We start from the raw sequence: 23,810 nt of genomic DNA, 5'->3' as shown, positions 1-23,810 counted from the left end.
CGACGAGCTGTACACCCGGCCGATATCCGTTTCCATCCGCTGGGTCCTGGCCCAGCCCGACCTCGCGGCCGGCCTTCCGCCGTTCCTGCACCAGGATTCGAACCGCGGCGCCGAACCCGATTGATCGACGGGGCAGGGACTGCTATCTTCTACGTATCTACTTAGTAGATACGTAGAAAGAGCTCGGGCCGTAGACCACCTGCGGCTGAGGGCGCCGTGGGGACGGCGTCGTGGCGGCAGGATTGTGCGGACCCCTCATCACGCGCAAGGCTGTCGACACACGAGGGGCGGGGCCGCGAATCAGCGGTCCCGCCCCTCGGTCGTATTCGGTTGTGCGGCAGGTCAGACGCGGGCTCTGATCCACTTGTAGACGACCAGCACCACGATGGCGCCGATGATGGCGCCGAGGAAGGTGTGCTGGACCGGGGGATGCACGCTGAACTTGTGCGGGGCGAAGACCAGACTCCCCAGGGTGCCGCCGACGTAACCGCCGATGATGCCGAGAACGGCGGTCCAGATGATGCCGAAATCCTCCTTGCCCGGAACCAGAAGGCGGGCGATCGCGCCCGCGATGAGGCCGATGATGATCATCGTGATGATGCCCATGGCATGCTCCTTGCCTCGAGGTGGCGCATTCGAAGGTAGCAGGGCCGACGCCCGAAATGAGCGTGTCGCAATACACCGGTGTGCGCGTTTCGTCCCGTGAGCGGCGGCCGGACCTGCGTTCTCGGGCAGCGAAACCCTCGTCGACGCTGGGTTTTCCGGGTCATGATGGAGGCCGACGACGTCATGACGGCAGTGGCTCCTGCACGACGGCAGTGTGGCCGCGCGGGGAGTCCGCCGGGTTCCGAAAGGCATGCGCATCAGTGCGAATGCGCCCGAAACTCCCTCTCTCACCGGCCGGGGCGCCCTGGCCCGGACCATCGCCGCCCGCGGCGGACTGGCGGCCCCGGAGGCGCCGTTCGTCATCGAACACCGCGAAGCGCTCATCTACATGCTCTGCCAGGCCGCCGAACTCGAACACGGCATCATGTGCCAGTACCTGTTCGCGGCCTTCTCGCTCGAGACCTCCGCCGCGGAGGGCCTGAGCGCCGCCGAGGTCGAGAAGGTCACGCGCTGGCGGAAACTGGTGTCGCACGTGGCCACCCAGGAGATGCTGCACCTGCCCGGTCGTCGAGGTGACCAAGGACGGGGCCCTACCGGATTCGCGGCGGGATCCCGCTGACCGGCCCCGAAGGGGGCGATATCGGCCGTGCCGCAGGCGCTTCCGTCGAGCACTACGCGCTGTGCCGGTGCGGGCAGTCCCGCAACAAGCCCTTCTGCAGCGGCATGCACTGGTATGTCGGCTTCCAGGATCCGGTACCCGCGCCCGGCCGGGAGCCGACGCTGCTCGAATGGGCGGGCGGCTATCCGGCACTGCGGCGGATGACCGCGCTGCTCTATGAACAGTTGATACCGGATGATGCGATCCTGGCAGCGGCTTTCAGCGATCCTGACGCCGATCACGCACGCCGGGATGCGGATTGGCTGGCCGTCGCGTTCGGCGCGCCCCGGGAGTCGGACGAACCGCGGTCCAGGCCCGACCTGACCGAGGAGCAGCAGGAACGCTGGGGACAGCTGATCCTGCGCGCCGCACGCGAGTCGGGACTCCCGGATGATCCCGAATTCCGTTCCGCCTTCGCCGCTTTCGTGGCCTGGGCGGTCACCGCCGAAGGTCCTGCGCCCGACTGGGATTGGGGCCCGGCCGGAGCGCCGTCCTACGTGGCGCCGCAGCCGTCCGCCGAATCATCGGACCCTGCCCTGCCCCGACCCGAGGAGGCCGTGGGCTTCGCCGCCCACATCAAACCCCTGTTCCGGGACAAGGATCAGCGCTCCATGAGCTTCGTCTTCGACCTGTGGTCGCTCGACGACGTCACCAAGCACGCCGCCGAGATCCTCGACCGCCTCGCCGCCGGCACCATGCCCTGCGACGGCGCCTGGTCGACGGAGAAGGTGGACGTCTTCAGGAGGTGGACCGAATCCGGCATGCGCCCGTGACCCGCCCGGGCCGCGATCACCGAGTCGTGATCGTGCGGCCCGGACAGTCGTCCGCGCGCCGAATCCCGGCTCAGCCCACGTGGATCGGCATAGCGGCGATGTCGTTCTGGGTCATGACCGGAAGATTGACGATCTCCTCGACCGGGGTGGCCAGCCGGAGCTCCGGGAAGCGGTCGAACAGGGCGGGCAGCGCGATGCCCGCTTCGAGGCGGGCCAGCGCCGCGCCCGGGCAGATGTGCGGGCCGTATCCGAAGGAGATATTGCGGTGCGCGCTCGGCCGGGTGATGTCGAAATCGTCGGCGTCCTCGCCGAAGACCGCGGTGTCGCGGCCGATGGCACGGTAGGACATGACCACGCCCTCACCCTGCTCGATCACGGTGTCGCCGACGGTGATGTCCTCGGTGGCGAAGCGCATGAGCAGATGGGTGACCGGGCCGTCCCAGCGCAGCGTCTCCTCGATGACCTGCTTCCACTCCACCTCCTCCGAGCGCACCCGGGCCAGCTGTTCGGGCCGGGTCAGCAAGGCGCGCACCGCATTCAGGATCAGGCTCACGGTGGTCTCGTGCCCGGCGGCGACCAGTGCCTTCAGGTTGCCGACCACCTCCTCCTCGGTGAGCGGTTCGCCGCCCTCGTCGGCCAGGATCAGCGCGCTGGTGAGATCGTCGCCGGGCTCGGCGGCCTTGCGGCGGACCATCTCGGTGAAGTAGACGTCCATGTCCTCGATGATCTGCAGGCGCTCGTCCTGCGGGGTGACCATGGAGAAGAACTTCTTGTACCAGCCCAGCAGCATCGGGTGGTCCGCGCGCGGCACCCCCATCAGCTCGGAGATCACCCGCATGGGCAGCGGGTAGGCGACGACCTGCTTGAGATCCACCGCCGCGCCGTCGTGGCCCGCCTCGTCCAGATCGTCGAGCAGCTCCTTGGTGAGCCGTTCGATGGTGGGGCGCAAGGCTTCCAGGCGGCGTGGGGTCAGCGCCTGGGTGGTCTTGATGCGCAGGCGGCGGTGCTCCGGGCCGTCCACGGTGAACATGGAGCGGCCGGCGTCGATCATGCCGATCAGCGGCCACTGCCGGGTGACGACGCCGTCCCGCCACAGCTTCCAGGCATTGATGTCCTTGACCAGTCTGGTGTCGGTGAGCAGCTGGCGGGCGATGGTGTGGTCGGTGATCGTCCAGGCGGGGGCGCCGAGCAGATCGATCCGGGTGACCGCCCCGGCGGCGCGCAGACGGGTGGTCTCGCCGGCGAGATCACCGACCATCGGATCTATCGAAATCGCATGCGGGCAGGGGGAACTCACTGGAAACCTCCGAGAGCGCGAACAGGAGTGAAAACAACAGGAAGGGAAGTCATTCCGCGCAGGAACGGCGACGGCCGCCGCACCAGGTTCTGCGCGGGCACCGCCAGATCGATGTCCGGCAGCCGGTCCAGCAGCACCTCGATGCCGGTGCGCGCCACCACCTCCGCGATCTGCTGCGCCGGGAACGGGCAGCGGTACTCGCCGTGGCTGAACGCGAAGTGCGCATTGTTGCCGGTGTGGGTGGCGGCCTCGCCGACCGCCTGGCGCACGTGCGGATCGGTGTTCGCGGCGGCCAGCCCGAGCAGCAGCAGGTCGCCCGCGCGAATCGTCCGGTCCGCCAGGCGCGTATCGCGCGCGGCCCAGCGCCCGGCCAGGATCGAGGTGGGAGAGTCCTCCCACAGCACCTCGTTCATAGCCTGGTCCACACTGCGCCGCCCGCCGCCCAGCGCGGCCGCGAAGCGGTCGTCGGTGAGCATCAGGCGCACCGAATTGACCAGCCAGTCCGCGGTCGGCAGGTGTCCCGCGGCCGTCACGGCCATCAGGTCGTTGACGTACTCCTCATCGGTGAACGGCGCCGGGAAGGCCAGCATGCGCGAGACCAGATCATCGCCCGGCGCGGTCTTCTTCACCGCCAGCAGATGCTGGATGTACTGCATGAACTGCAGGTGCGCCGCCTGCGCGTCCGCCCCGCCGTCGGCCATCACCTTCATGGCCCGCGCCAGCCCGGGGCCCTCGGCGTCGGGAATGCCCAGCAGCCAGGCCAGGACGAGCACGGGCAGCGGTTCGGCGAACTCGCCCACCAGGTCGGCCTGGCCGCGACCGCAGAAGGAGTCGATCAGCCGATCGGCCAAACCCTCACAGACCCGGCGCAATTCGAACGGATCCACCGATTCCAGCGCGGGCTCGACCAGGGCCAGGTGCCGCCGGTGCTCCGCGCCCGCCGTGAAATAGATCGACGGCATGGGCGAGCCGACCATGGGCAGCAGCGGCCAGTCCGGCGGGATGTTCGGCCACTGATTCCACAGGCTGACATCGCGGGGGAACAGTTCGGGAGAACTGGTGACCTGGTGCATCTCCCGATACCCCAGCACCAGCCAGGCCGGAATCCCGCCGGGCAGCTCGACCGCGGCCACCGGCCCGTGGTCGCGGCGCATCTCCCGGTAGAGCGAATGCGGGTCGGTGTGGAAGCGGGGGCCGCTCAACGGCACCACGCCGGGCTCGTGGGGCACGGGGCAGGAACCCGGCGCGGGCGATGTCATGCGGGATTCCTCCACAGCGCGGTCTCCGGGTGAGAGAGGTATTCGACCAGGGCGATCAGGACGTTCTTGCAGGAGTCGCGGTCGCGGGCGTCGCAGTCGAGCAGCGGGATGTGCGGGTCCAGATCCAGCGCCTCGCGCACCGCGGGCAGGGCCGGGCCGGGTCCGAAGTTGTTGCACGCCACGATGAACGGGGTGCGCTGGTGCTCGAGCCGGTCGATGGCGTACCAGGAGTCGGCGATCCGCCGCTGATCCACCAACACGATGGCGCCCAGCGCGCCCGCGAACAGACGGTCCCACAGGAACCAGAAGCGTTCCTGGCCCGGCGCGCCGAACAGGTACAGCACGTGCTCGGTGTCGATGGTGATGCGGCCGAAGTCGAAAGCCACCGTGGTGGTGGTCTTTCCGGGCACGCCCGCGAGATCGTCGACGCCCTGGCCGGCCTGGGTCATGGTGGCCTCGGTGTCCAGCGGGCGGATCTCGCTGATCGAGCGGACCATGGTGGTCTTGCCGACGCCGAAGCCGCCCACGATCACGATCTTCAGGCCCTGCCGGGCATCGGCGTGCAGCGGGGCGTCGGCGCGGGCCGGACGCGGGTCCTCGGTGCCGGCGCACCGGATGTCAGAGCTTACGGAGTCCAACGAGCACCTTTTCCAGCATGTCGGTATCGGGCAGCGAATTCCATTGCCGCGCGGCATGATCCGGATGACGCACCGTGATCTTGCCGGCGTGCAGCAGGTCCGACAGCAGGACGACGGTGATGCCGACCGGCAACCGCAGCTCGGCCGCGATCTCCACCACCGCCGTCGGCGCGCGGCACATGTCGAGGATGGCGGCATGCTCGGACTGCATGCCGCGCACCGGATCGCATTCGCTGACCACCAGGGTCACCAGATCGAACGCGTCCGAATCCGGTTGGCTGCGACCGCCGGTCAGCGTGTACAGCCGATCCGGATCCTCGTCTGGCCTGGTCACGACACGCTCGCCCCCGGTACCCGCGGGGCGGCGGCCAGATGCTCGCCGAGCTGCTCGACCAATTCCCGCATCGTGTGGCCGACCAGCCCGGCATCGGCGTCCTCCGCGGCCACCACCGCGATGTGCGCCCCCACCCCGGCCTCGACGATGAACAGGATGCCCCCGTAGAACTCGGTCATCGACTGGCGCACCCCGCCCCGCCCGTCCCCGAACTCCACCGAGGCCCCGTGCGAAAGACTCTGGATCCCAGCGGCGATCGCCGCCAGCTGATCCGCGCTGTCGTTCCCCAGCCCGGCCGTATGACAGATCTTCAACCCGTCGCCGGACAGCAGTAGCGCATGCCGCGCCCGCGGCGTACGCGCCAGCAACTGCTCCAGCAGCCAACCCAGATGTGTGGCGGACGGTGTCATCGATCGGTCTCCGATGGGGTCGTAGGGGCGGGGAACGAGTTCGTGGTGAAGGCGCGTTGGAAGGCGGCCATGGCCGAGGGCGCGGACGGCGCACGTGGCGCCTCGGGTTGCGCCGGGCCGGACAGGCCGTCCGGGTGGACGGCGGCCAGGGTACTGCCGCGACGGCGCTTCGGCAGGCCGCTGGAAGTCGCTGCGTGCTGGTCGATTTCGGGCTGGGACGTTGAAAGGTCCTGGGCGGCGGAGGCGAAGGCGGGTTTCGGCGGCGGGGCCGTTTCGGGCGCGGCGGGGACATCCCTCGCCGGAGTGCCGGGGTGCGGGCGGGTGGTGACCGGGGTGAGGCGGCCGAAGGTGCCGGATTGCCGTTCCAGGCGGGTGGTGAGTTCGCGGGGGATGACGACGACCACGGCGGTGCCTCCGATGGCGGAGGGGCGGTAGCTGACGGTGAGATCGTGTTTGCGGGCCAGGTGGCCGACCACGGCCAGGCCGAGGCGGGTGCCGGAAAGGGTGGAGAGGTCAGAGCCGGCGCGCGGGCCGGAAACGGCGGATTCGGCTCGCCGGAGGGCGGATTCGCTCATGACGAGCCCGGAGTCCTCGATGGTGATCACCACACCGGCGGGGACCTCGGCGGCGTAGACGTGGACCTCGGTGGTGGGCGGGGAGAAGTTGCAGGCGTTGTCGAGCAGCTCGGCCAGGGCGTGCATGACGCCCTCGGCGGCATGGCCCGCGATGGCGATCTCGGTTATCGCGCGCAGGCGCACGCGCTGGTAGCCCGCGACCCGGCCCATGGCGCCGCGCAGGATCGATTCCATGGCAATGGGTTTCGCCCACCGGCGGCCCGAGCGCGCACCGCTGAGTACCGCGATGCTGTCGGCCAGCCGGCCCGCCTGCGCGGTGCGGTGGTCCAGTTCCAGCAGGTCGGCCAGCACCTTCGGGTCGGCGTGCCGGTGCTCCATCTCGCGCAGCTCCGCCAGCATGCTGGTGCTCATGGCCTGCATGCGGCCCGCCGCGCCGGCGAACGCGGCCATGGCGGCGGCGCGGCGACTCTCGCTCTCCTTGGCCGCCCGGGCCTCCGCCGCGACCTGTTCGCGAATGCCGTGAATCCTGGCCTCGGACTCGGCTATTCGCGCCTGCGCGGCGGAAACAGTCGCGGCCACATGGGCATCGGCCTGCGTCGTGTAGGCCAGTGCCTCCTGCCGCACCGCCTGCACCCGGCCCCGGTAGTAGGCGGCGGCCGTGAGGGCGGCGGTCAGCAACAGCGCCGCCACGCTCGCGCCGATGGCCAGCCGCAGCCGGAAATCGGTGGGGGAGTAGAAGACCGCGACTGCCACTGCGGCCGTGCTGAGCGCCAGAGATCCCGCCAGTGTGGACAGGGGCGGTCGCTGTCGCAGGACGGGTTGCTGCTCCCCACCCGGCGGATTCACTGATTCCGACACGCTCCGCACTTCCGAACCGACGTCCACCAGAGCAAATACCCCGATGCCCCCAACCGCACCCGCATGCGGGACCCGTGCCAAATGCCCGGACCGGCAAGCGGATTCGGATCTGCCGGAGGCAGCATAAGCGCACCGGGCGGGCCGCGCTACCCGAGCGCGAACCCGCTGGCGATCACGAGTCCCGTTGAGCGGGACGACGGTTCAGACGCGGGCGAAGACCTGCGGGCGCGTACTCAGGTACCCGTAGCCCAGCACCGCCACCAGATACAGCAGCAACGCCGCCGCGGGCAGCACCAGTCCGATCGCCGCGATCAGGTCGAAGCCCACGAAGCCGATCACCGCCTGCATGCTCTCCCGCCGCGCGTAGTCCGCATCGTAGCCCGGCTCGAACAGATCCGGGTTGCGGCGCAGGGCAATCCACATCACGAACCAGGCTGCCGCTTGCACCGCACCCGCCAGCCCGTAGAAGGCGGTCGCCACCTTGGCATTCCAGCCCCCGTCCTCCAGATGATGGGCCAGCACGGTCGTCGGGAACGGCAGGAACGCCACCGCCAGGAGCAACAGCAGATTGCCGCAGTGCAGCAGTCCGTCCATCCGCCGGACCCGGCCGAAGAAGCGGTGATGGCACAGCCAGATCACACCGATGGTGAGAAACGATCCGGCATAGGCGAGGTAGCTGGGCCACAGCCCGGTCAGCTCGTGCCACAGCGAGCCGTCATCGGTCTCCGGAATGCGAATCTCGAGCACGAGCAGGGTGATCGCGATGGCCATGACGCCGTCGCTGAAGGCTTCCACGCGGGTGGTGTCGGAAAGCCGCGATTCGGGGTACTGCATGCGGTCATTATCGAGTGCGCGTGCCGGGTTCGATGTCCTCGAGTTCCTGTTCGCGTATGCGCGCACCGGCGATGAGCGAGCCCAGCGCGAACCCGAAAATCGGAACGGCGACGATCGGCGACCACGAATTCACCTGTGGCCCCGCCGGTCGCAGCAGCGTCACCACCCGGATCGCCGCCAGCGTCACCCCGCTCAGCCCGCCGAACATGAACAGCGACAACGGCAGCCGGAACCGCGCCGGAACGATGCGATAACTCGGCGCCGCCGCGATCACCACCGCGCCGTTCACCGCGAGGCCCGACAGCGCCAGGATCCACTGGTGGGTCTCGATGGTCATATACGACGGACGCAGTGGGTCATAGGTGAGCAGCAGCCCGGCCTCCATCGTCACGAGCCCCAGATAGAACGCCCGCTTCAACAGCGCCTTTCCCCATACGCCGGCCACCGTCACCCCGATCAGCGCGCCCGCACCGACCAGCGCCAGATCGGCGACCAAACCCGGAAAGCCCTCGAAATGCCCGCTCGGCAGCGCCAATTCGTCGGCCGAGCCGTTGATGGCCGGGGTGCGCAGCAGCGCCCACACCGCCAGCAACACCATGGCGATGGTGAACGGCCGCGAGTCGCGAGCTCGCCGGCGCCGCAGCCGGGCCCCCGCCGCCGCGAGCGACAGCAGCGCGGCCAGCAGGGGCACGACGGCGTTCACCGGAACGGCCTCACGCAGTTGCCATGTGGTGCGCTGCGGGATGGCGTTGCCCGAACCGGCGCGCTGCGCCTCGGCCTCGGTGATGATCCCGCCACCGCTCGATTCTCGCAGGGGCTCACCCCGGCTCCGGGACATGACGCAGCCCCGGTTTCGGTATGCCCATGAATCACCCACGGTTCGCCCAGAGCGGAATCGCGGCCCGCGCACTTGACCTCAACATAAGTAGAGGTTCGATGCTGGAGTCATCGACACCCCGTCGAAAGCGAAAGGGAGGCAGCGAGATGCGTGTAGTGCAGGCCGAGGAGTTCGGTGGACCCGACGTGCTGACCGTGCGGCAGGTTGCGGATCCGGTCGCCGGTCCGGGCGAAGTGGTGGTGCGGGTCGCGGCCGCCGACGTCATGTTCCTGGACACGACACTGCGCAGCGGGTGGGCGCGCGACTTCTTCCCCGTCGAGCCCCCGTTCGTGCCGGGCGGCGCGGTCACGGGCACGGTCGAATCGGTCGGGCCCGGCGTGGACCCCGGGTGGGTCGGCAAGCGGGTCGCCACCCCGACGGCGGCCAGCGGCATCGGTGGCGGCCTGCCGGTCGGCGGTTATGCCGAACTGGCCCTGGCCAAGGCCGCCACCCTGACCGTCATCCCCGACGGGCTGAGCTTCGAGCAGGCCGCCGCCCTCGTGCACGACGGACGCACCGTGCTCGCGGTCGCCGACCGGGCCGCGATCCAACCGGGTCAGTGGGTGCTGATCACCGCCGCCGCGGGCGGTCTGGGCACCCTGCTCATCCAGCTGGCCCGCGCGGCCGGCGCGCAGGTCATCGCCGCCGCGCGCGGGGAGGCGAAACTCGCTCTGGCGCAACGGCTCGGCGCGCACGAGGTGGTCGACTACTCGAAACCCGGCTGGGCCGAGCAAGTCCGGGAACGGACCGGTGGCGTGCAGGTGGTGCTCGACGGCGCGGGTGGCGATATCGGCCGCGCGGCCCTGGCCGCCACCGCTCCCGGCGGGCTGCTCATCGCCTACGGCAACTCGGCCGGTGGCTTCGCCGCGGTCGACGCGGAATCCGCTGCCGCCCAGGGCATCACCATCGTCTCCCTGTTCGAGATCGCGACCCCCGAGACCGACTGGCTCACCCTCCACGACCGCGCCCAGGCCGAGGTCGCGGCCGGTCGCCTCGAGGTCGTCATCGGCCAGACCTTCCCCCTCGATCAGGCCGCCGCCGCGCACACCGCCATCGGCTCGCGCGCCGCCGTCGGCCGGACCATCCTCACGGTCTGAGAGTCATCGGCGTGTCGTGAACCTCCGCCCGGCCTCGGAGAGCAAGGTGGCATCGGGCGGAACACGACGCGGAGGTGGTGATGGGTACGAGAGCCGGTGCGGTCGCGGCCGTGGTGGCGGGGGTCTGGATGGCCGTGGCGGGCGCCGCGTGCGCACAACCGGGCTTCGAGCCGGACATCCTGCAGCCCGTTCACATCCCGCCGCGCACCGCGCTCTCGGTGCGCACGCTGGTTCCGGGCGCGGGCTGGGGCACCGAGAACGAGACCCAGGAGCGTGCGGCGCTGTCCATCGCCAAGCTGTTCTTGGCGGATTTCGCCCTGCGGCACGGCGACGGCTCGGCCGAGGATCGCGAGCTGGGCGAGCGCATGGTCTGCAAGTCCGACGACGCGGCCGCCGACCGGATCGCGGCGAAATATCCGTACGCCATCGACGCGGTCGCCCAGGAGTACGGCCTGCGCGCCACCCACGGCGGCGGCGGGTGGGAACTGTCGACCACCAGCGTCGCCGACGTGGCCGACTTCCTGGCCGCGAAAATCCGCGACGAACCCGACAGCCTGATCCTGGCCTGGATGGAGCAGCCCAGCGAGCGGGCGGCCGACGGCACCCGCCAGGACTGGGGCACCGCGCGACTGCCACAGGTGTACGGAACCAAGTGGGGCTGGTCCGATGTCGGGCCTCCGGAAGTGGCATCGGTGTCCTTCGGCCCCGGATTCACCGTCGCCGCCCACACCTACGGCACCGCCGAGCAGCAGACCGAGGATGTCCTCGGCGCGTGGTCGGCGGTGACGGACCCGGTGACTCCCAAACACTGACAATCCACGTTGTGCCGGCGGTGTCACCGTCCGCCGGGTGTCGCGGCACATGTTCCGTCCACCGGCACACCGCGCAATCGTTGATCCACCCAATCCATGGTCGCGCCATAGGAACTGACGTAGGCCGTCAGATGTTCACCGCCGACGATATTCTTCGTCGCCGCCACCCCCAGCACACATTGCTCGCGCCACAGCTGTTCGGCCTCCGACACGGGAATCCAAGGATCGCTGACGCCGTGGTAAATGAACAGCGGCACTCCCGATTTCCGGCCCTTCATACTCAGCTGTTGGAAAATCGCCTCAGCCGATTCGCTGTCGAGCGACCTATTGATGGTGGCCATCGTGTCGGCCGGGATGGGCAATATCCCGAGTGCGCCGAAACTACCGCTGCAGTTGTCCTTGATGGGGGATGTCGCGAGCCATTGCGCCGCATGGTTCATGAGGCCGAGGATTTCTGTGTGCTCCCGGCCCAGCGCGAGCACGGTGGTGAGCAGGAACGCGGAAATGAAGGAACCATCGAAGGCGTGGGCGAACCGGCGATAGTCGGTGACCAATCCACCGAAACTCGCGCCGGTGAAATACGGGAGCAGTTCCGGCGCGTATTCCTCTACCAGCATGGCCGCAGCGTGCGAAGCGATCGCACCGCCGGAGTATCCGGTCGCGGCGAAACGGCTCTCGCCGAACTGTTCCGGCGCGAAATTGCGGACCGCGCGGATGGAGTCGAGCAGGTTGTGTCCGGCGACGGTCGGCTCCGAATAGGCCATCAGGGGGCCCTCGTGGTCCGGGATGATCAGCGCGTAGCCGTGCTCCATCGCCCAGGCGGTCGGCGACGGTGTGAAATCGTTGCCGGTCGGGACCTCCATGCCGTGGGCGAGCACGTAACCGGGGGTGCAGCGCTTGTTCAGTGCGTTGGTGGCTTGCGCGTTCACCAGGACGGGCTGGCTGCCGGGCCCGGTCCACGTCTGGGGGGGAAGGACCAGCGTCGCGGTGCCGATGGAGGGTTCGCCGGCGGAGTTGGTGGTGCGGAATTTCAGGAGCGTGGCGCGTGAAATGGATGTGAGGTTCAACAGACGCATCGTCGGCATGGACGACGCCGTCACATCCCGCCATTCCAGAATGTCGCCCGGCGCATAGTGGTCGAGATCCGCCGGCCAGGAATCGAACAGCGGGTCACCGGTCGGCGCGGATTGCACTGCATTCCACAGCGCTATCAGGTCCTGCGGCAGATCACTCGGTGCCGCAAGGGGCCGCGACGCTCGCGGTAGCGGATTCATCGGCGAGGGAATATGGGAATCGATCCACTGCTGCAGCGGGTTCGAACCCTCCTGTACACCAGCGGACGGGACTACCGGCACCGAAGATTCCGGCGGATCCGCCTCCGCCCGGGCAGGTATCTGCCCCAGTGTGATCGAAAGACCCAGTACCAGCATGGCTGCGGCCAACGGATGCTTCACGATTCATCAAATTACGACATGAAAGCGCGCAAACGCGGGATTTAGGAGCCCGTTCATTCGTGAACTGTTGTCACATGTCGTGGGCGTATCTCGGTGGGTTCTCGGAAATCCAGCTACCGCCGCAGTTCCTTACCGACGAACCGTGCTCGTTTGGTTGGGCTGATCGGTCCGGTCGATCAGCGCATCGTCGTTGGCGGCGTCCTGGGGTCGAGGTCACTGATCCGGCGTGAGGAGCTCGACGGGCAGTCCGCTGGGCCACGTGGAGCCGAGGGTGATCGGGTGCAGCACCGACCGACCGATGATGCCCTGCTGGGTCATTCCCATGGTGCCTCAGAGCCGGTGACCGACAACGGATCTCACGGCGAAATTCGTGAAAGACCCGCGCTACCCGGGCCGCCCGAACAGGGTTTCAGAAGGTGAACTGGTCGCCGTAGGCGGTAGTCTGCGCCATCCCGTGATCGGTGCTCACCGTAGCGGTGAGTTCGGCGTCCGGTCACCGGGCGGGTTCGCCCTGCTGTCGACCGACACCGTCAGACGAACTGCGGCGACCGCGATTGCGACCGCTGCGGCCGCGATTCGGCGGTGCGCCAGGGCCTGGACGATCGCGGCGACCGTCGCCTGAGAAGGTGCTGACCTCGGCGACGCGGATGCGGTGCAACTGGCGCGTCGCGGCGACCGAACCACCCCTCATCGTGGTTCGCTCGCCGCGAGCCTGCCTCAACCCACCCGGAAATTAGGTTGCCCTAACCTCCATTCCGAAGTTGGCATCCACAGCAGTCGACGAGGACGCGCACGGTCTACGTGCCCGTACGTCGTTGTCGACGCGAGGATCATACGTTAGGTTAGGCATTCCAAACTTTGACAGTTCGAGCCGAAGGTGTGTTCGTGCAGTTCTCTCGTCGGCAGTTCATCGCGGTCACCGGACTCGGCGCGGCTGGGATCCTCGCGGCCACAGCGTGTCAATCCTCCGACCGATCGGACGGCGTTCCGAGAAGCGGCGGAACCCTGCGGGTCGGCGCGCTCGGGAAGGCGTCGAAGATCGAACGCGATCCGCACAGGACGCTGAGCAACGACAGCGACTTCCTGATCGCTTCTCTGGTGTTCGACCCATTGACGGTGCCCGCGGCCAACCCGAATGTCGCAGCGCGCTTGGCCTCGGCGTGGAAGCAGCTCGATGATCCGCGCAGCTGGCGGTTCACCATCGCGCCGGGCGCGACATTTCACGACGGAACGCCGGTTCGATCCGGGGATGTGGTCTGGTCGCTGCGCCGTCTTCACGAAATCGCCGGGGCGACAAAGGTTCCGGTTGCTTCGCCCGATTCCATAGCGGGTGACGGGCCGGATTCGGTCATCATCACAACCGCCGCCCCCAATCGGGATCTGCCGATGTTGTTGCGTCTGATGACCTTCGTCGTCAAGGACGGTGCCACCGATTTCACCGCTCCCGTCGGCACCGGGCCATTCCGGTTGGAGTCCTACAACGACGGCAACGCCCGTCTGGTCCGCAACGACGCCTGGCACGGCGGTGCGCCGAAGCTGGATGCCATCGAGATCCGCCGATTCGAAAGCGCCACGGCGCTTTCCAACGCCATCCTGGCCGGGCAGATCGACCTCGCCTCCAATGTGGGCGCGGTCGCGGGCCGGACCGCTGCAGGACGAAGCGATCTCGCGGTGGTCAGGCGGGCCAACGACGTCGTCATCCCGATCGTGATGCGCACCGCCGACGGGCCGTTCGCCGACGCCCGGGTCCGGACAGCGTTGCGGCTGGCGGTGGATCGCGACGCCATGGTCAAACAGATCACCTCCGGATACGGCACACCCGCCAACGACATACTCGGTACCGGAGACCCGACCTACGACACCGCGCTGCCCAAGCGTGGCCGTGACATCGCGCGGGCCAGGGCGCTGCTGGCCGAGGCCGGATTCGATACCGGCCGTACCTACCCATTGGTCACCAAGGACGAAGCGGTCGGCGAGGTGGATACGGCACGATTGTTCGCGACCCAGGTCGCCGAGGCCGGAGTGAAGATCGACGTCGTTGTCCAGGACGCGAACGTCTTCTACGACGAAACCTGGTTGAAGGCACCGCTGTACACCGCGAACTGGGGCACCAACGATTCGGTGATCTTCTTCGCCAGCAAGACCATGATCTCGACCACCAAATGGAACGAGGCCGGAACCCACGACCCGGAGCTGGACGCGGCCTACCTGCGCGCGCTGTCGGCCACCGACGCCGCGAGCTACCGCACGGCCAGCCACGATATCCAGCGCATCCAGTACGACCGGGGCGGCTATCTGGTCTGGGGCATCGCCGACGGCGTCGATGTGGCGTCGGCGAAGGTCCGGGACCTGCCGACTCTCGCCGGATACGGGCGAATGCAACTCGAACGGGTGTGGCTGACTCGGTGAGGAAACCCGGCTCGATCCGCCGAATTCCCATGTCCCGGAAGGGGTTCACGGGTGCCGGGGCCCGCTGGGCACGAATGCTCGCCCTTCGGGCAGCCGGTCTGTTCTGCGTACTGATACTGGTTTTCGCGGCGGTGGCACTACTGCCGGGAGCAAGCGCCGCCGCGGTCCTGGGCCGTGACGCCGGCCCGGCGCAGGTGTCGGCCTACGAATCCGCGATGGGACTCGATCGTCCACTGCCCGTGCGATTCTGGTCCTGGCTGACCGGATTGCTGCACGGTGACCTCGGTACCAGCCTGCGAGGCGCGTCGATCAACGACATGCTTGCGGCGAAGTACCCCAACACCCTGCTCCTGGCGGGATCAGCGCTGGTGCTCACCGCGATCGCCGCCATCGTGATCGGCTCGTGGTGGTTCCTGCACCCGCGCGGACCCGCCCGGCTGCTCGGGCCGGGCACCACTGCCGCCGTCGCCGTGCCGGAGTTCGTGGTCGCGATCATGCTGGTCTCGATTTTCGCGCTGGGGCTGCGCTGGCTGCCCGCGGTGACCGTCACCGATCTCGCGGGCGCGCCCGCCGATGCCGCCTCGCTGGTGCTGCCGGTACTCGCCTTGGCGATTCCACAGTCGGCGTGGAACATTCGCGTCACCCGCGCCGCGCTCGAGGAAGCCGCGCGCCTGCCGCACGTCGACGCCGCACGACTCGACGGATTCACCGATCGCCACATCCTGGCCCGGCATGTGCTGCCGGTCGCCGCATCTACCGTCGCGGCATCGCTGGCCACGTCGGTCGGCATGCTGCTCGGCGGCGCCGTGGTGGTGGAGGCGGTCTTCAACTACCCCGGGATCGGATCGGTGCTGGCGGGGTCGATGAGCGATCGCGACAGCGCGGTGGCGGCGGCCGTGGTGGCGTTGACCGGGACGGCGATCACGGCCGTATTGATCATGGCCGATCTGGTCCGCGACTGGTCCCTGCGGGGACAGCGATGACGCCGCACGGCGAGGCCCAGCGTCGCCGCGCTGTGCTGGCCGTGGCTTCGGCCGCGGCTCTCGTCATTGTGCTCGTCGGCGCGGCGGTGATAGCCCCGGGACGACGGACCGACGGCGTGGACATTCCCTTCGCGCGCCCTTCGCGGGCCGCCTTGCTGGGCACCGATCATCTCGGGCAGGACGTCCTCACCCACCTGTGCTCGGGCGGATGGGGATTGCTGGCGGTCGCGGCGGTGATCGCCGTGGCGGTGACCGCGTGCGCGGCCGTGCTCGGCGTGACCGCCGCCCTGCGCCCGCGATTAGGGATCCTCCTCGAGCGGGTAACCGATGTCTCGATGCTCGTGCCGCCGATCCTGGCGATCCTGCTGGTGATGCTGTCGTGGCCGGACTCCGGAACCCTGGGTCTGGTCGTTGTCGCGGTCGCGATCGGAACCCCGTATTCGGCACGGGTTTTCGCTGCTGCCGCAGCGTCGATCGCCGCGAGCGGGTATGTGGAGGTAGCAGTGGCCAGCGGGGAATCGCTGCCGTATCTGCTGGGCCGGGAGGTGCTGCCGAATCTGCGCCCGACCATTCTCGCGCAGCTGGGGCTGCGCTTCGTCGAGGCGATCTACCTGGTCAGTACCGCCGCCTTCCTCCAACTGCCCGCGACGCTGGGCGACTCGAACTGGGCGATCATGGTGCGCGACAACAGCTCCGGCATCATGCTCAACCCGTGGGCCGTCGTCGCGCCCGCGACCGCCATCGCGGTGGTCTCGGTCAGTGTGGCCGTCGCCATCCAACCCATCGGCACCCAGGAGCCGTCTCGATGAGCCACCCATCCGTCAACGTCGAGGAACTGACGCTGCTCGATCGGCGCAACCGTCTGCCGATCCTGCACGCCGTATCGATGACCCTGCACGCCGGGACCGTCACCGGTCTCACCGGAGGATCCGGGTCCGGCAAGACAACGCTCATGCGGGCGCTACTCGGTGCACTGCCTGCCACGACGTGCCACACCGCCGGATCCATTCATGTTGCGGGCCAGGAGGTGCTGCGGCTCGACCCCGGATCCTTGCGCCGCTTCCGCCGCGCCGAGGTGAGTTTCGTTGGCCAGGATCCGGGTTCGGCGCTCAACCCGGCGATGCAGGTGCAGACCATACTGACCGAAGCGACCGCCGATTCCGATTCCATTCAGCAGGCTCTCTCACGCGTCGGGCTGCCCGAGGCACTGCTGCTGCGGCGGCGCGACGAGCTGTCCGGCGGCCAGCAGCGGCGGGTCGCCCTCGCCCGAGCCCTATTGCGTCGCACACCGATCCTGATCGTCGACGAGCCGTTCGCCGGCCTGGACGTCCACGCTCGCCGCATCGTGGCCGACCTGCTGCGCGAACTCGCCCGTGACGACGGAAGGACAGTACTCGTCTCCGGTCATGACCTCGCCACCCTCGACGCTCTGGCCGACCAGCGGATACACCTGGGCACTCATCAGGGCGCGGTATCGAAGGCGATCGGGACCACTCGGGGAACCGATGTAGGCCGAAGTCGTTTCACCGCAACGGGAATAGGGTTGCGGCGGGCCGGGCGAACCGTGCTGAAGGATGTCGCCATCGACGCCCCGTTCGGTAGCGTGACAGCGATATTCGGCGAATCCGGTGCGGGCAAAACCACCCTCGCACGCATCCTGACCGGCCTCGAGCCCGCCGCGACCGGACAGCTGCTTCTCCGCGACCACGAGATCCCGGTGGCCGGGCATCGCCGCGATAAGCGAACCCGTGCCCGCATCCAGCTGGTGCCGCAGAACCCGTTGTCGGCCTTGAATCCGCAACGCACCGTCGGCCAGATCCTCGACCGCCCGCTGGTGCGGCGCGGCATCCAAGACCGCGCCGCCGCTATCCGAACCGCCCTCGAAGCCGTCGAACTGCGACCGGAATTCGCCGACCGGCGTCCACACGAGCTGTCCGGCGGCCAGCGCCAGCGCGTATCCATCGCTCGCGCACTGGCTTTCGACCCGGATGTGCTGATCTGCGATGAAGCCACCTCCGCACTGGACCCCGCCACCGCCGAATCCATCATGACGCTGCTCGACCAAGCGGCCGTCCGCGACGACATCGCGGTCATCGTCATCGGCCACGACCTCGACCTGCTCACCCGCCACTGCACGGCGGGCATCGTCATCCACGAAGGTGCGCTCCTGACCGCCGGACCGGTACCCGAAGTGTTGGCCGATCCGAGATCAGGGATACCCGTCTGAGATAGCCATCGACCAGTCTGAGGCGACCCGCCTTCGGCCTTCAACACACCAGCACGCGTCCTGTGCCCGTCCGGGCACGTGCTGCCGAGTGTTGGCGTTCACGCGAAACAGTTTCTGGCTTCGACACGTCAACGAGCGGCAGCCGCACTCCCAACTACTGGATTCCACACCGACGAGGACGAGATCCTGCGGCGCGCCGAGGCGTTGGCCGCCACCGATGCTGATGTGCTGCTGGTCGACGGCGTGCGCAACGTGGAAGGGATCCGCAAGGTGCGCGGAGTGATCGGCGCGAAACCGTTGCTGTTCAATCAGATCGCCGGTGGGGTCTCACCACGGCTGTCGCTGACCGAACTGGGCGAACTGGGAGTCGACGCGGCGATCTACTCGACGCCGTGCCTGTTCGCCGCACATGCGGCGATGACCCGGATATTGCTCCAGTTACGTGCCGACGACGGCAGACTGGCCCAGGTCTGCGATGGAGAAATCGGCGTGGACGGCTCGATCGCGCTTCTGGAGGCCAACCTGTCGCGCCGCGATCGGCGTCCGCGCGAGGTGCGGGACGCCGCTGCGGTCGGTCGATAGCCGCAGGACGCTGTGATCGGGTGCGGGGCCGAACGTCGGAGCGGCGGCCCCACATCGGTGGCTATCGACCGAGGGTGGGTCCTCACGGTCCGCGGTGTCGAGTCGGAGGGGTTGTTGGACATCGGATTTGGTGATGGCGAGGTAGGTGACCAGGGCGAGGATCAGCAGGCCGAGGATGGCGACGACGGGGGCGTCGCCGAGGCCGAGGCCGCTGTCGTGGGCGGGTTTGGCGAGCCAGTCGGCGATCGAGGCACCAAGGGGGCGGGTGATGACGTAGGCGGTCCAGAAGCACAGGATCGGGTTCCAGCCCAGCCAGCGATAGCCGGCGGCGGGAATCAGGATTCACTCACCCCTTGCAGTGCCCCGACGGCGATGGATTCCAGATAGGTGATGGCCATGACGGACTCACCCGAGCGAGGTGAGCAGCGTGGTCAGGGCCTGGGACTCGGTCGTGGGGTCCGGCTTGGCGGAGCGTATCGCGTGCAGCACGGTGTCGATCTGATGGTCGAGGGTGTCCCAGGCGGATTTGTCCATCGGCTGCAGGGTGTCCTGGTCCTTGTCCCACGCGGTTTCGAGGTCCTTGATCCGCGTCTTCGCGTCGGCCTGTTGTCCGGCTTGGACTTTGGCGAGGGTGTCTTGGGTGATGGTGCGGTAGTTCGCGATTTTCGCTGCGGGGAAATGCGCGGTCACCGAACCGGACGCCACCGCCGTGGTGGACGGACCGGCCGTATTCTCGTCGTCTCCAGCCGCGTTGGAGTGCGGTTGTCCGGCGGCCCACACCAGCAGCGCTCCGGCCAGCACCGCGATGACCGCGTAGTAACCGAGCATGAGCCGCTCACGTGCCGGGTTCGCGGCGGAAACCGTTGTCGCGGTGTTTGTTTGGTTGTCGATGACGTCGGCGCGGGTGCGGGTGAGGTAGACGACGGTGGCCAGGATGGCGGCGAGGAACACAACGCTGGTGGCGGCAGTGCCCAAGCCGAGGCCGTGGTCGGCACGCGCCGAGGCGAACCAGTCGCCGAGGTTGGCCCCCAGCGGACGGGTGAGGATGTAGGCGAGCCAGAAGGACAGCACGCCATTGGCTCCCAGCCGCCATCCGAGCGTGATCGCGGCGATCAGCCCGGCGGGCAGCAGCACCGAGACGCCCGGCGCCCATCCGGTCAGCTGCAGCGTCCAGTCTCCGGCCGCCGTGCCGAGGGCGAAGGTGACCAGAACCGCCAGCCAGTAGAACAATTCGCGGGGCAGGGTGACGATGCTGTGGATGGACAGGGTGCGTTCGCGGGCGAACCAGATCCCGAAGACCACGGCCAGGGCCGCGGCGAAGACGCTGGTGCTCGCTGCGAGTGGCACATTCAGATTGTCGGTGAGGATGTCGGTGTAGAGGGTGCCGGTCACGCTGAGCACGACCACCGTCAGCCAGTACGCGAACGGCACATATCGGTTCAGCCGCAACTGCCAGGCCAGCACGGCGACGAGCACGACCGTGAACAGCAGCGCCGTGAGGGTCAAGCCCACCCCGAGTGAGCTGTTGATCCAATCGGCGAAACTCTCACCCACCGTGGTGCACAGGATCTTGATGATCCAGAACCACACCGTGACCTCGGGCACCTTGCTCAGTAAGCGCCGGGTCGAATCAACCCTGGAATTCGTCATCTCCGTCACGGCGGGAACGGTAGTGACCAATGACTGTGACGACGCTGAGAGCGACGACCTGCCGTTTCGCCACGTCACTGCTCATCCGCGCCGGCGGCGACTCGATGGCGTCGCCGCACTACCACGACGACCGCGACGGCGATCACCAACGCCACCAGACCCGCGACGACGTAGCTGGGGCCGCGCAGGCTGTCCTCGAGGTGATGCCAGTTGGCTCCGACTCCGTAACCGGCGACCGCCAGCACCGCAGTCCACGGCAGACAGCCCGCGAGTGTGTAGAGACCGAACCGGACGGCAGGCATACCGGCGATGCCCGCGGGCAATGAGATGAAGGTGCGGATACCGGGCAGGAGGCGGGCCCAGAACACCGAGGAAGCACCGCGGCGGACGAACCAGTCCTGGGCTCGGTCGATGTCGTCGGCGCGCAGGAAGATGTACCGGCCCCAGCGGTGCAGCAGGGGGCGGCCGCCGTAGCGGCCTGCCAGCCAGGCCAGGTAACTGCCGAGCACATTGCCGGCGGTGCCGGCGGCGATCACGGCGATCAGATTGGGGTGCGGGCCACTGACCGCACCCGCCGCCAAGGCTCCACCCAGCAGCATGGTGATTTCGGACGGGATGGGGATGCATGCCGATTCGGCGGCCATGAGCAGCAGGATCGCGGTGAGACCGTAGGTGAGGATCAGGTGCTGCACGGCACCGCCTCGTTCGGACCCGGAGACTTCGTTAGCACCGTGCCACGGTGACAAAGCGGCGCTGAGAACACGCTGAGACCGCGCCCGAGATCCGAACCGGTGTGGTCGAGAATGCCAGGCATGGCCCTCCTCGACATCGTGTGTGCCCCGTCCCGGTGGGGTCTGCGGGTGCGCTCGGCACTGACCGCGGCAGGCCGCCCAACGGCGCTTCCTCGCCGACGCCTCGCACGAGTTGCGCAGTCCGCTGGCCACCGTGGTCGCGGGATCGGAACTGGCCCAACATCATCCCGAAACCCTCGACGAAACGCTGATCGGGTCGACCCTGCTGCCCGAAGCAATCCGCATGCAGCAGCTCATCGACGACCTGCTCACGCTGGCAGCCGCCGACGACCATGGCCTCACCCTCCGCGTCACCGACATCGACCTCGACGACATCACCGCCACCGTCGTCGACCTGCTACGGCACACCTCGGACGTGACGGTCACGGGACGGCTGCAGCCTGTCCGGCTGACCGGCGATCCGCAAGCGCTCACCCGTGTCGTCCGCAACCTGATCGATAACGCTGTCACCCATGCCCGGTCGACTGTCATCGTCACCATCTCGGCAACTGATGACACAGCACATCTGATCATTGACGACGACGGGCCGGGAATACCTCCAGCGGATCGTCCCCGAATATTCGACCGGTTCATCCGGCTCGAAGACCACCGCGCACGCAGCAGCGGCGGCACCGGGCTCGGACTGGCCATCGTCACCGAAATCGTTGCCGCACACCACGGTAGCGTCCAGGTCGGCGAATCATCGCTCGGCGGGGCGCGATTCAGCGTCTCGCTGCCACTGTGCGCATAGCAGAATTCCGGACCGAGGTGCGCCCGTGAAGTTTCGACCGAGCATTCGAGATGGCGGCGCTGTCGTCAGGTGTTGGCGGTCACCGCCTATCGCGGCGAGGTCCGGCGTGCGCGATGGGTTACGAAGTGTCGCAACAGATTAATCGCCGTATCGAGAGCGGCCACAGCCGTGCCGGTCCGAACGGATGCATAGGTGAGTGCGAATGCCGGCGCGAAACAACCGATCAACCCAAGATGGGGATTGCTCGCGGTGGGCGTTTCTCGGCGGCCGAGACTGTCCACGCGTCGGCGTTGGCGACGGCGTAATAGAGATCGGGTGTCTCGATCGGATCAAGACGAAAGCAGTCGATGGGCCGTGTGTTAGGTAACACTATCCATAAATTGTTAGGTAATGCTACCCTCCGCCGTGCGGTGATCGAGGCCGCATGGTTGATGAGGAATGAGCAAGTCAGATGACCAAATATGGATTCACAGGTCGGGCACGCATCGCGGGGTGCGCGCTGGTGTGGACTCCGACGTGCGGCTGGCCGCGCCGGAGAACAACAACAGCGCGGTGATGCTGCGCAGCGCGTTCCCCTACAACAACGGCACCACACCGTTCACCGAACGGTGGCCACCGTGGCGGCAGACCCTGGCCTACGACGCCGGACTGCTGTTCCTTGCCTATCAGAAGGATCCACGCATCAGCTTCATCCCGGTGAACCAGAAACTCGCGCTCACCGACGCGATGAGCCAGTTCACCACCCACACTGCCACGGGCATCTTCGCGATCCCGCCGGGCGCCCGCGGCGAGGGCGACTGGATCGGCGCCACGCTGTTCGCCTGAACGGCAGACCACCTCGATTCACAGTCGAACGTAATCAGTTTTCGGAGGTTCTCATGAAGAAGTCGATCGTCGCGATCGCGTCGGTATCGGCGGCGGCCCTGCTGCTGGCGGGCTGTAGTGGCAATTCGTCCAAGGACGACGGGAATTCGTTCACCCTCTACAGCGGCCAGCACGAGCAGACCGTGCAGGCGCTGGTGAAGGACTTCCAGCAGCGCAGCGGCGTCACGGTGAACGTCCGCTCCGGCGATGAGGCGGAGCTGGCCAATCAGATCCTCGAGGAAGGCGACGCCTCGCCCGCCGACGCGTACTTCGCCGAGAACCCGCCCGCGCTGAATCTGCTGGAGGGCAAGGACAAACTGGCCAAGGTCGACGGACCGACCCTGGCCGCTGTCCCGGCGACGGTCAGCTCGACCAAGGGCGACTGGGTCGGCGTGTCCGCCCGATCGGCCGCATTCGTCTACAACACCGGCAAGCTGCAGGCCGCGCAGGCTCCGACCGCGGTGAAGGACCTGGCCACCCCGGCATGGAAGGGCCGGCTCGGGATCGCGCCCAGTGAAACCGATTTCGCGCCGATCGTGTCGCGCATGATCGCCCAGTCCGGCGTGGACGCCACCAAGGCGTGGCTGCAGGGCCTCAAGGACAATGGCAAGGTCTACGGCAGCAACGAGGATCTGATCGCGGCGGTGGATCGCGGCGAGGTCGACGGCGGCGTGATCGACCACTACTACTGGTACCGGATGCAGGAGGAGAAGGGCGCGGGCAACATCCACAGCGCCCTGTCCTACTTCGCGCAGGGCGACCCGGGCGCGCTGGTCGATGTCTCCGGCGTTGCGGTGCTGGCCTCGGGCAAGCATCAGGCCGCGGCCCAGAAGTGGCTGGCGTATCTGGTGAGCCAGCCCGCCCAGCAGATCATCGCCACCTCCGAGAGCTACGAGTACCCGCTGCTGGCGGGCGTGACCGACACCCGGCTGACCCGCTCGCTCGCCGATTCCGGCCCGATCGCCTCGGCCGGCGAACTCGGTGACGGCAGCCAGGCTGTCCAGCTGATGCAGAGCGTCGGCCTGCTGTCGTGAGCATCGAAGCAGTCGAGCGTGCCCGCCCATCCCGATT

23 protein-coding genes and 5 pseudogenes are annotated in these 23,810 nt (G+C 68.1%); 15 read left to right on the top strand and 13 right to left on the bottom strand.

The annotated features are described in order from the left end of the window. Positions 1 to 342: 342 nt before the first annotated feature. A complete protein-coding gene (locus ACFXN1_RS29065) occupies positions 343 to 606 on the bottom strand; it encodes a GlsB/YeaQ/YmgE family stress response membrane protein (RefSeq protein ID WP_379404126.1) in 264 nt (87 codons plus the stop codon). Between the two features lie 250 nt (positions 607 to 856). Between ACFXN1_RS29065 and ACFXN1_RS29060 the strand changes: the two genes are divergently transcribed. The 3 genes and pseudogenes from ACFXN1_RS29060 to ACFXN1_RS29050 all read left to right on the top strand — a co-directional run bounded on the left by ACFXN1_RS29060 (position 857) and on the right by ACFXN1_RS29050 (position 2,037). Continuing rightward, a complete protein-coding gene (locus ACFXN1_RS29060) occupies positions 857 to 1,225 on the top strand; it encodes a ferritin-like domain-containing protein (RefSeq protein WP_379441136.1) in 369 nt (122 codons plus the stop codon). Further along, positions 1,204 to 1,278, top strand: a pseudogene (locus ACFXN1_RS29055) (hypothetical protein); the annotation flags it as partial. The gene ACFXN1_RS29060 and the pseudogene ACFXN1_RS29055, both read left to right, overlap by 22 nt. A 51-nt stretch (positions 1,279 to 1,329) precedes the next feature. Continuing rightward, a complete protein-coding gene (locus tag ACFXN1_RS29050; protein WP_379441134.1) occupies positions 1,330 to 2,037 on the top strand; it encodes a hypothetical protein in 708 nt (235 codons plus the stop codon). Positions 2,038 to 2,107: 70 nt separating this feature from the next. Here the strand turns inward: ACFXN1_RS29050 and ACFXN1_RS29045 are convergent, their stop codons facing one another. From ACFXN1_RS29045 to ACFXN1_RS29010, 8 genes are all read right to left on the bottom strand, one after another. Then, positions 2,108 to 3,295 carry a cytochrome P450 gene (locus ACFXN1_RS29045; RefSeq protein WP_379441133.1) on the bottom strand — a complete coding sequence of 396 codons (1,188 nt, stop codon included), beginning with the start codon at positions 3,293 to 3,295 and terminating at the stop codon, positions 2,108 to 2,110. A gap of 35 nt (positions 3,296 to 3,330) precedes the next feature. After that, entirely contained in the window at positions 3,331 to 4,593 is a 1,263-nt protein-coding gene (locus ACFXN1_RS29040) for a cytochrome P450 (protein WP_379441131.1), read from the bottom strand. Further along, positions 4,590 to 5,135, bottom strand: coding sequence for an ATP/GTP-binding protein (locus ACFXN1_RS29035; RefSeq protein WP_379427655.1), 546 nt, complete (start codon positions 5,133 to 5,135; stop codon positions 4,590 to 4,592). The genes ACFXN1_RS29040 and ACFXN1_RS29035 overlap by 4 nt, the downstream gene beginning before the upstream one ends. A gap of 76 nt (positions 5,136 to 5,211) precedes the next feature. Further along, positions 5,212 to 5,565: a DUF742 domain-containing protein gene (locus ACFXN1_RS29030; protein WP_364615320.1), complete on the bottom strand. Its 354-nt coding sequence runs from the start codon at positions 5,563 to 5,565 to the stop codon at positions 5,212 to 5,214. Next, positions 5,562 to 5,975 carry a roadblock/LC7 domain-containing protein gene (locus tag ACFXN1_RS29025; RefSeq protein ID WP_354838000.1) on the bottom strand — a complete coding sequence of 138 codons (414 nt, stop codon included), beginning with the start codon at positions 5,973 to 5,975 and terminating at the stop codon, positions 5,562 to 5,564. Before ACFXN1_RS29025 ends, ACFXN1_RS29030 begins: the two co-directional genes overlap by 4 nt. Further along, the gene (locus ACFXN1_RS29020) at positions 5,972 to 7,408 is read right to left on the bottom strand and encodes a sensor histidine kinase (RefSeq protein WP_379441130.1); all 1,437 of its coding nucleotides are present in this window, start codon (positions 7,406 to 7,408) and stop codon (positions 5,972 to 5,974) included. Before ACFXN1_RS29020 ends, ACFXN1_RS29025 begins: the two co-directional genes overlap by 4 nt. A 201-nt stretch (positions 7,409 to 7,609) precedes the next feature. Then, positions 7,610 to 8,242 carry a TMEM175 family protein gene (locus ACFXN1_RS29015; RefSeq protein ID WP_379404131.1) on the bottom strand — a complete coding sequence of 211 codons (633 nt, stop codon included), beginning with the start codon at positions 8,240 to 8,242 and terminating at the stop codon, positions 7,610 to 7,612. A gap of 7 nt (positions 8,243 to 8,249) precedes the next feature. Beyond that, positions 8,250 to 9,080 (bottom strand): hypothetical protein, encoded by an 831-nt coding sequence (locus tag ACFXN1_RS29010; protein ID WP_379441129.1) that lies wholly within the window; start codon positions 9,078 to 9,080, stop codon positions 8,250 to 8,252. Positions 9,081 to 9,226: 146 nt separating this feature from the next. On the opposite strand from ACFXN1_RS29010, the gene ACFXN1_RS29005 reads away from it, so the two are divergent. Both ACFXN1_RS29005 and ACFXN1_RS29000 read left to right on the top strand, forming a co-directional pair. Next, on the top strand, positions 9,227 to 10,216 hold the full coding sequence (locus ACFXN1_RS29005) for a zinc-binding dehydrogenase (protein ID WP_379441127.1): 990 nt from the start codon (positions 9,227 to 9,229) through the stop codon (positions 10,214 to 10,216). Between the two features lie 80 nt (positions 10,217 to 10,296). Then, entirely contained in the window at positions 10,297 to 11,028 is a 732-nt protein-coding gene (locus ACFXN1_RS29000; protein ID WP_379441126.1) for a hypothetical protein, read from the top strand. A gap of 23 nt (positions 11,029 to 11,051) precedes the next feature. Here ACFXN1_RS29000 and ACFXN1_RS28995 read toward each other — a convergent pair whose 3' ends face one another. Further along, entirely contained in the window at positions 11,052 to 12,482 is a 1,431-nt protein-coding gene (locus tag ACFXN1_RS28995; protein WP_379441124.1) for a lipase family protein, read from the bottom strand. A gap of 885 nt (positions 12,483 to 13,367) precedes the next feature. Between ACFXN1_RS28995 and ACFXN1_RS28990 the strand changes: the two genes are divergently transcribed. The 6 genes and pseudogenes from ACFXN1_RS28990 to ACFXN1_RS28965 all read left to right on the top strand — a co-directional run bounded on the left by ACFXN1_RS28990 (position 13,368) and on the right by ACFXN1_RS28965 (position 18,683). Continuing rightward, the gene (locus ACFXN1_RS28990; RefSeq protein ID WP_379441123.1) at positions 13,368 to 14,891 is read left to right on the top strand and encodes an ABC transporter substrate-binding protein; all 1,524 of its coding nucleotides are present in this window, start codon (positions 13,368 to 13,370) and stop codon (positions 14,889 to 14,891) included. Between the two features lie 74 nt (positions 14,892 to 14,965). Continuing rightward, positions 14,966 to 15,874, top strand: coding sequence for an ABC transporter permease (locus ACFXN1_RS28985; RefSeq protein ID WP_379441121.1), 909 nt, complete (start codon positions 14,966 to 14,968; stop codon positions 15,872 to 15,874). After that, a complete protein-coding gene (locus ACFXN1_RS28980) occupies positions 15,871 to 16,683 on the top strand; it encodes an ABC transporter permease subunit (protein WP_379441120.1) in 813 nt (270 codons plus the stop codon). The genes ACFXN1_RS28985 and ACFXN1_RS28980 overlap by 4 nt, the downstream gene beginning before the upstream one ends. Then, positions 16,680 to 17,288: pseudogene (locus ACFXN1_RS28975) on the top strand (ATP-binding cassette domain-containing protein); the annotation flags it as partial. The gene ACFXN1_RS28980 and the pseudogene ACFXN1_RS28975, both read left to right, overlap by 4 nt. 150 nt (positions 17,289 to 17,438) lie before the next feature. After that, a pseudogene (locus ACFXN1_RS28970) lies at positions 17,439 to 17,934 on the top strand (ATP-binding cassette domain-containing protein); the annotation flags it as partial. A gap of 371 nt (positions 17,935 to 18,305) precedes the next feature. Further along, positions 18,306 to 18,683 carry a hypothetical protein gene (locus ACFXN1_RS28965; RefSeq protein ID WP_379441118.1) on the top strand — a complete coding sequence of 126 codons (378 nt, stop codon included), beginning with the start codon at positions 18,306 to 18,308 and terminating at the stop codon, positions 18,681 to 18,683. 138 nt (positions 18,684 to 18,821) lie between these two features. Here ACFXN1_RS28965 and ACFXN1_RS28960 read toward each other — a convergent pair. The 3 genes and pseudogenes from ACFXN1_RS28960 to ACFXN1_RS28950 form a co-directional block, all read right to left on the bottom strand. Continuing rightward, positions 18,822 to 18,977: pseudogene (locus ACFXN1_RS28960) on the bottom strand (hypothetical protein); the annotation flags it as partial. 111 nt (positions 18,978 to 19,088) lie between these two features. Further along, the gene (locus ACFXN1_RS28955) at positions 19,089 to 20,333 is read right to left on the bottom strand and encodes a hypothetical protein (protein ID WP_379441169.1); all 1,245 of its coding nucleotides are present in this window, start codon (positions 20,331 to 20,333) and stop codon (positions 19,089 to 19,091) included. Between the two features lie 74 nt (positions 20,334 to 20,407). Continuing rightward, the gene (locus ACFXN1_RS28950) at positions 20,408 to 21,025 is read right to left on the bottom strand and encodes a DedA family protein (protein WP_379404141.1); all 618 of its coding nucleotides are present in this window, start codon (positions 21,023 to 21,025) and stop codon (positions 20,408 to 20,410) included. Positions 21,026 to 21,233: 208 nt separating this feature from the next. Between ACFXN1_RS28950 and ACFXN1_RS28945 the strand changes: the two are divergent. The 4 genes and pseudogenes from ACFXN1_RS28945 to ACFXN1_RS28930 form a co-directional block, all read left to right on the top strand. After that, positions 21,234 to 21,401 (top strand): annotated as a pseudogene (locus ACFXN1_RS28945) (histidine kinase dimerization/phospho-acceptor domain-containing protein); the annotation flags it as partial. Between the two features lie 99 nt (positions 21,402 to 21,500). Beyond that, positions 21,501 to 21,875: a sensor histidine kinase gene (locus tag ACFXN1_RS28940; protein WP_379441168.1), complete on the top strand. Its 375-nt coding sequence runs from the start codon at positions 21,501 to 21,503 to the stop codon at positions 21,873 to 21,875. A 438-nt stretch (positions 21,876 to 22,313) separates the two neighbouring features. Then, positions 22,314 to 22,700 carry a hypothetical protein gene (locus ACFXN1_RS28935; protein ID WP_379441117.1) on the top strand — a complete coding sequence of 129 codons (387 nt, stop codon included), beginning with the start codon at positions 22,314 to 22,316 and terminating at the stop codon, positions 22,698 to 22,700. Positions 22,701 to 22,753: 53 nt separating this feature from the next. Beyond that, positions 22,754 to 23,773, top strand: a complete 1,020-nt coding sequence (locus tag ACFXN1_RS28930) for an extracellular solute-binding protein (RefSeq protein ID WP_379404143.1) — start codon at positions 22,754 to 22,756, stop codon at positions 23,771 to 23,773. The last annotated feature ends 37 nt before the right edge of the window (positions 23,774 to 23,810 follow it).

Origin of the sequence: Nocardia sp. NPDC059154 (assembly GCF_042755705.1) — a bacterium.
GTDB lineage: Bacteria > Actinomycetota > Actinomycetes > Mycobacteriales > Mycobacteriaceae > Nocardia.
This window is presented reverse-complemented; position numbering and strand designations above follow the sequence as displayed.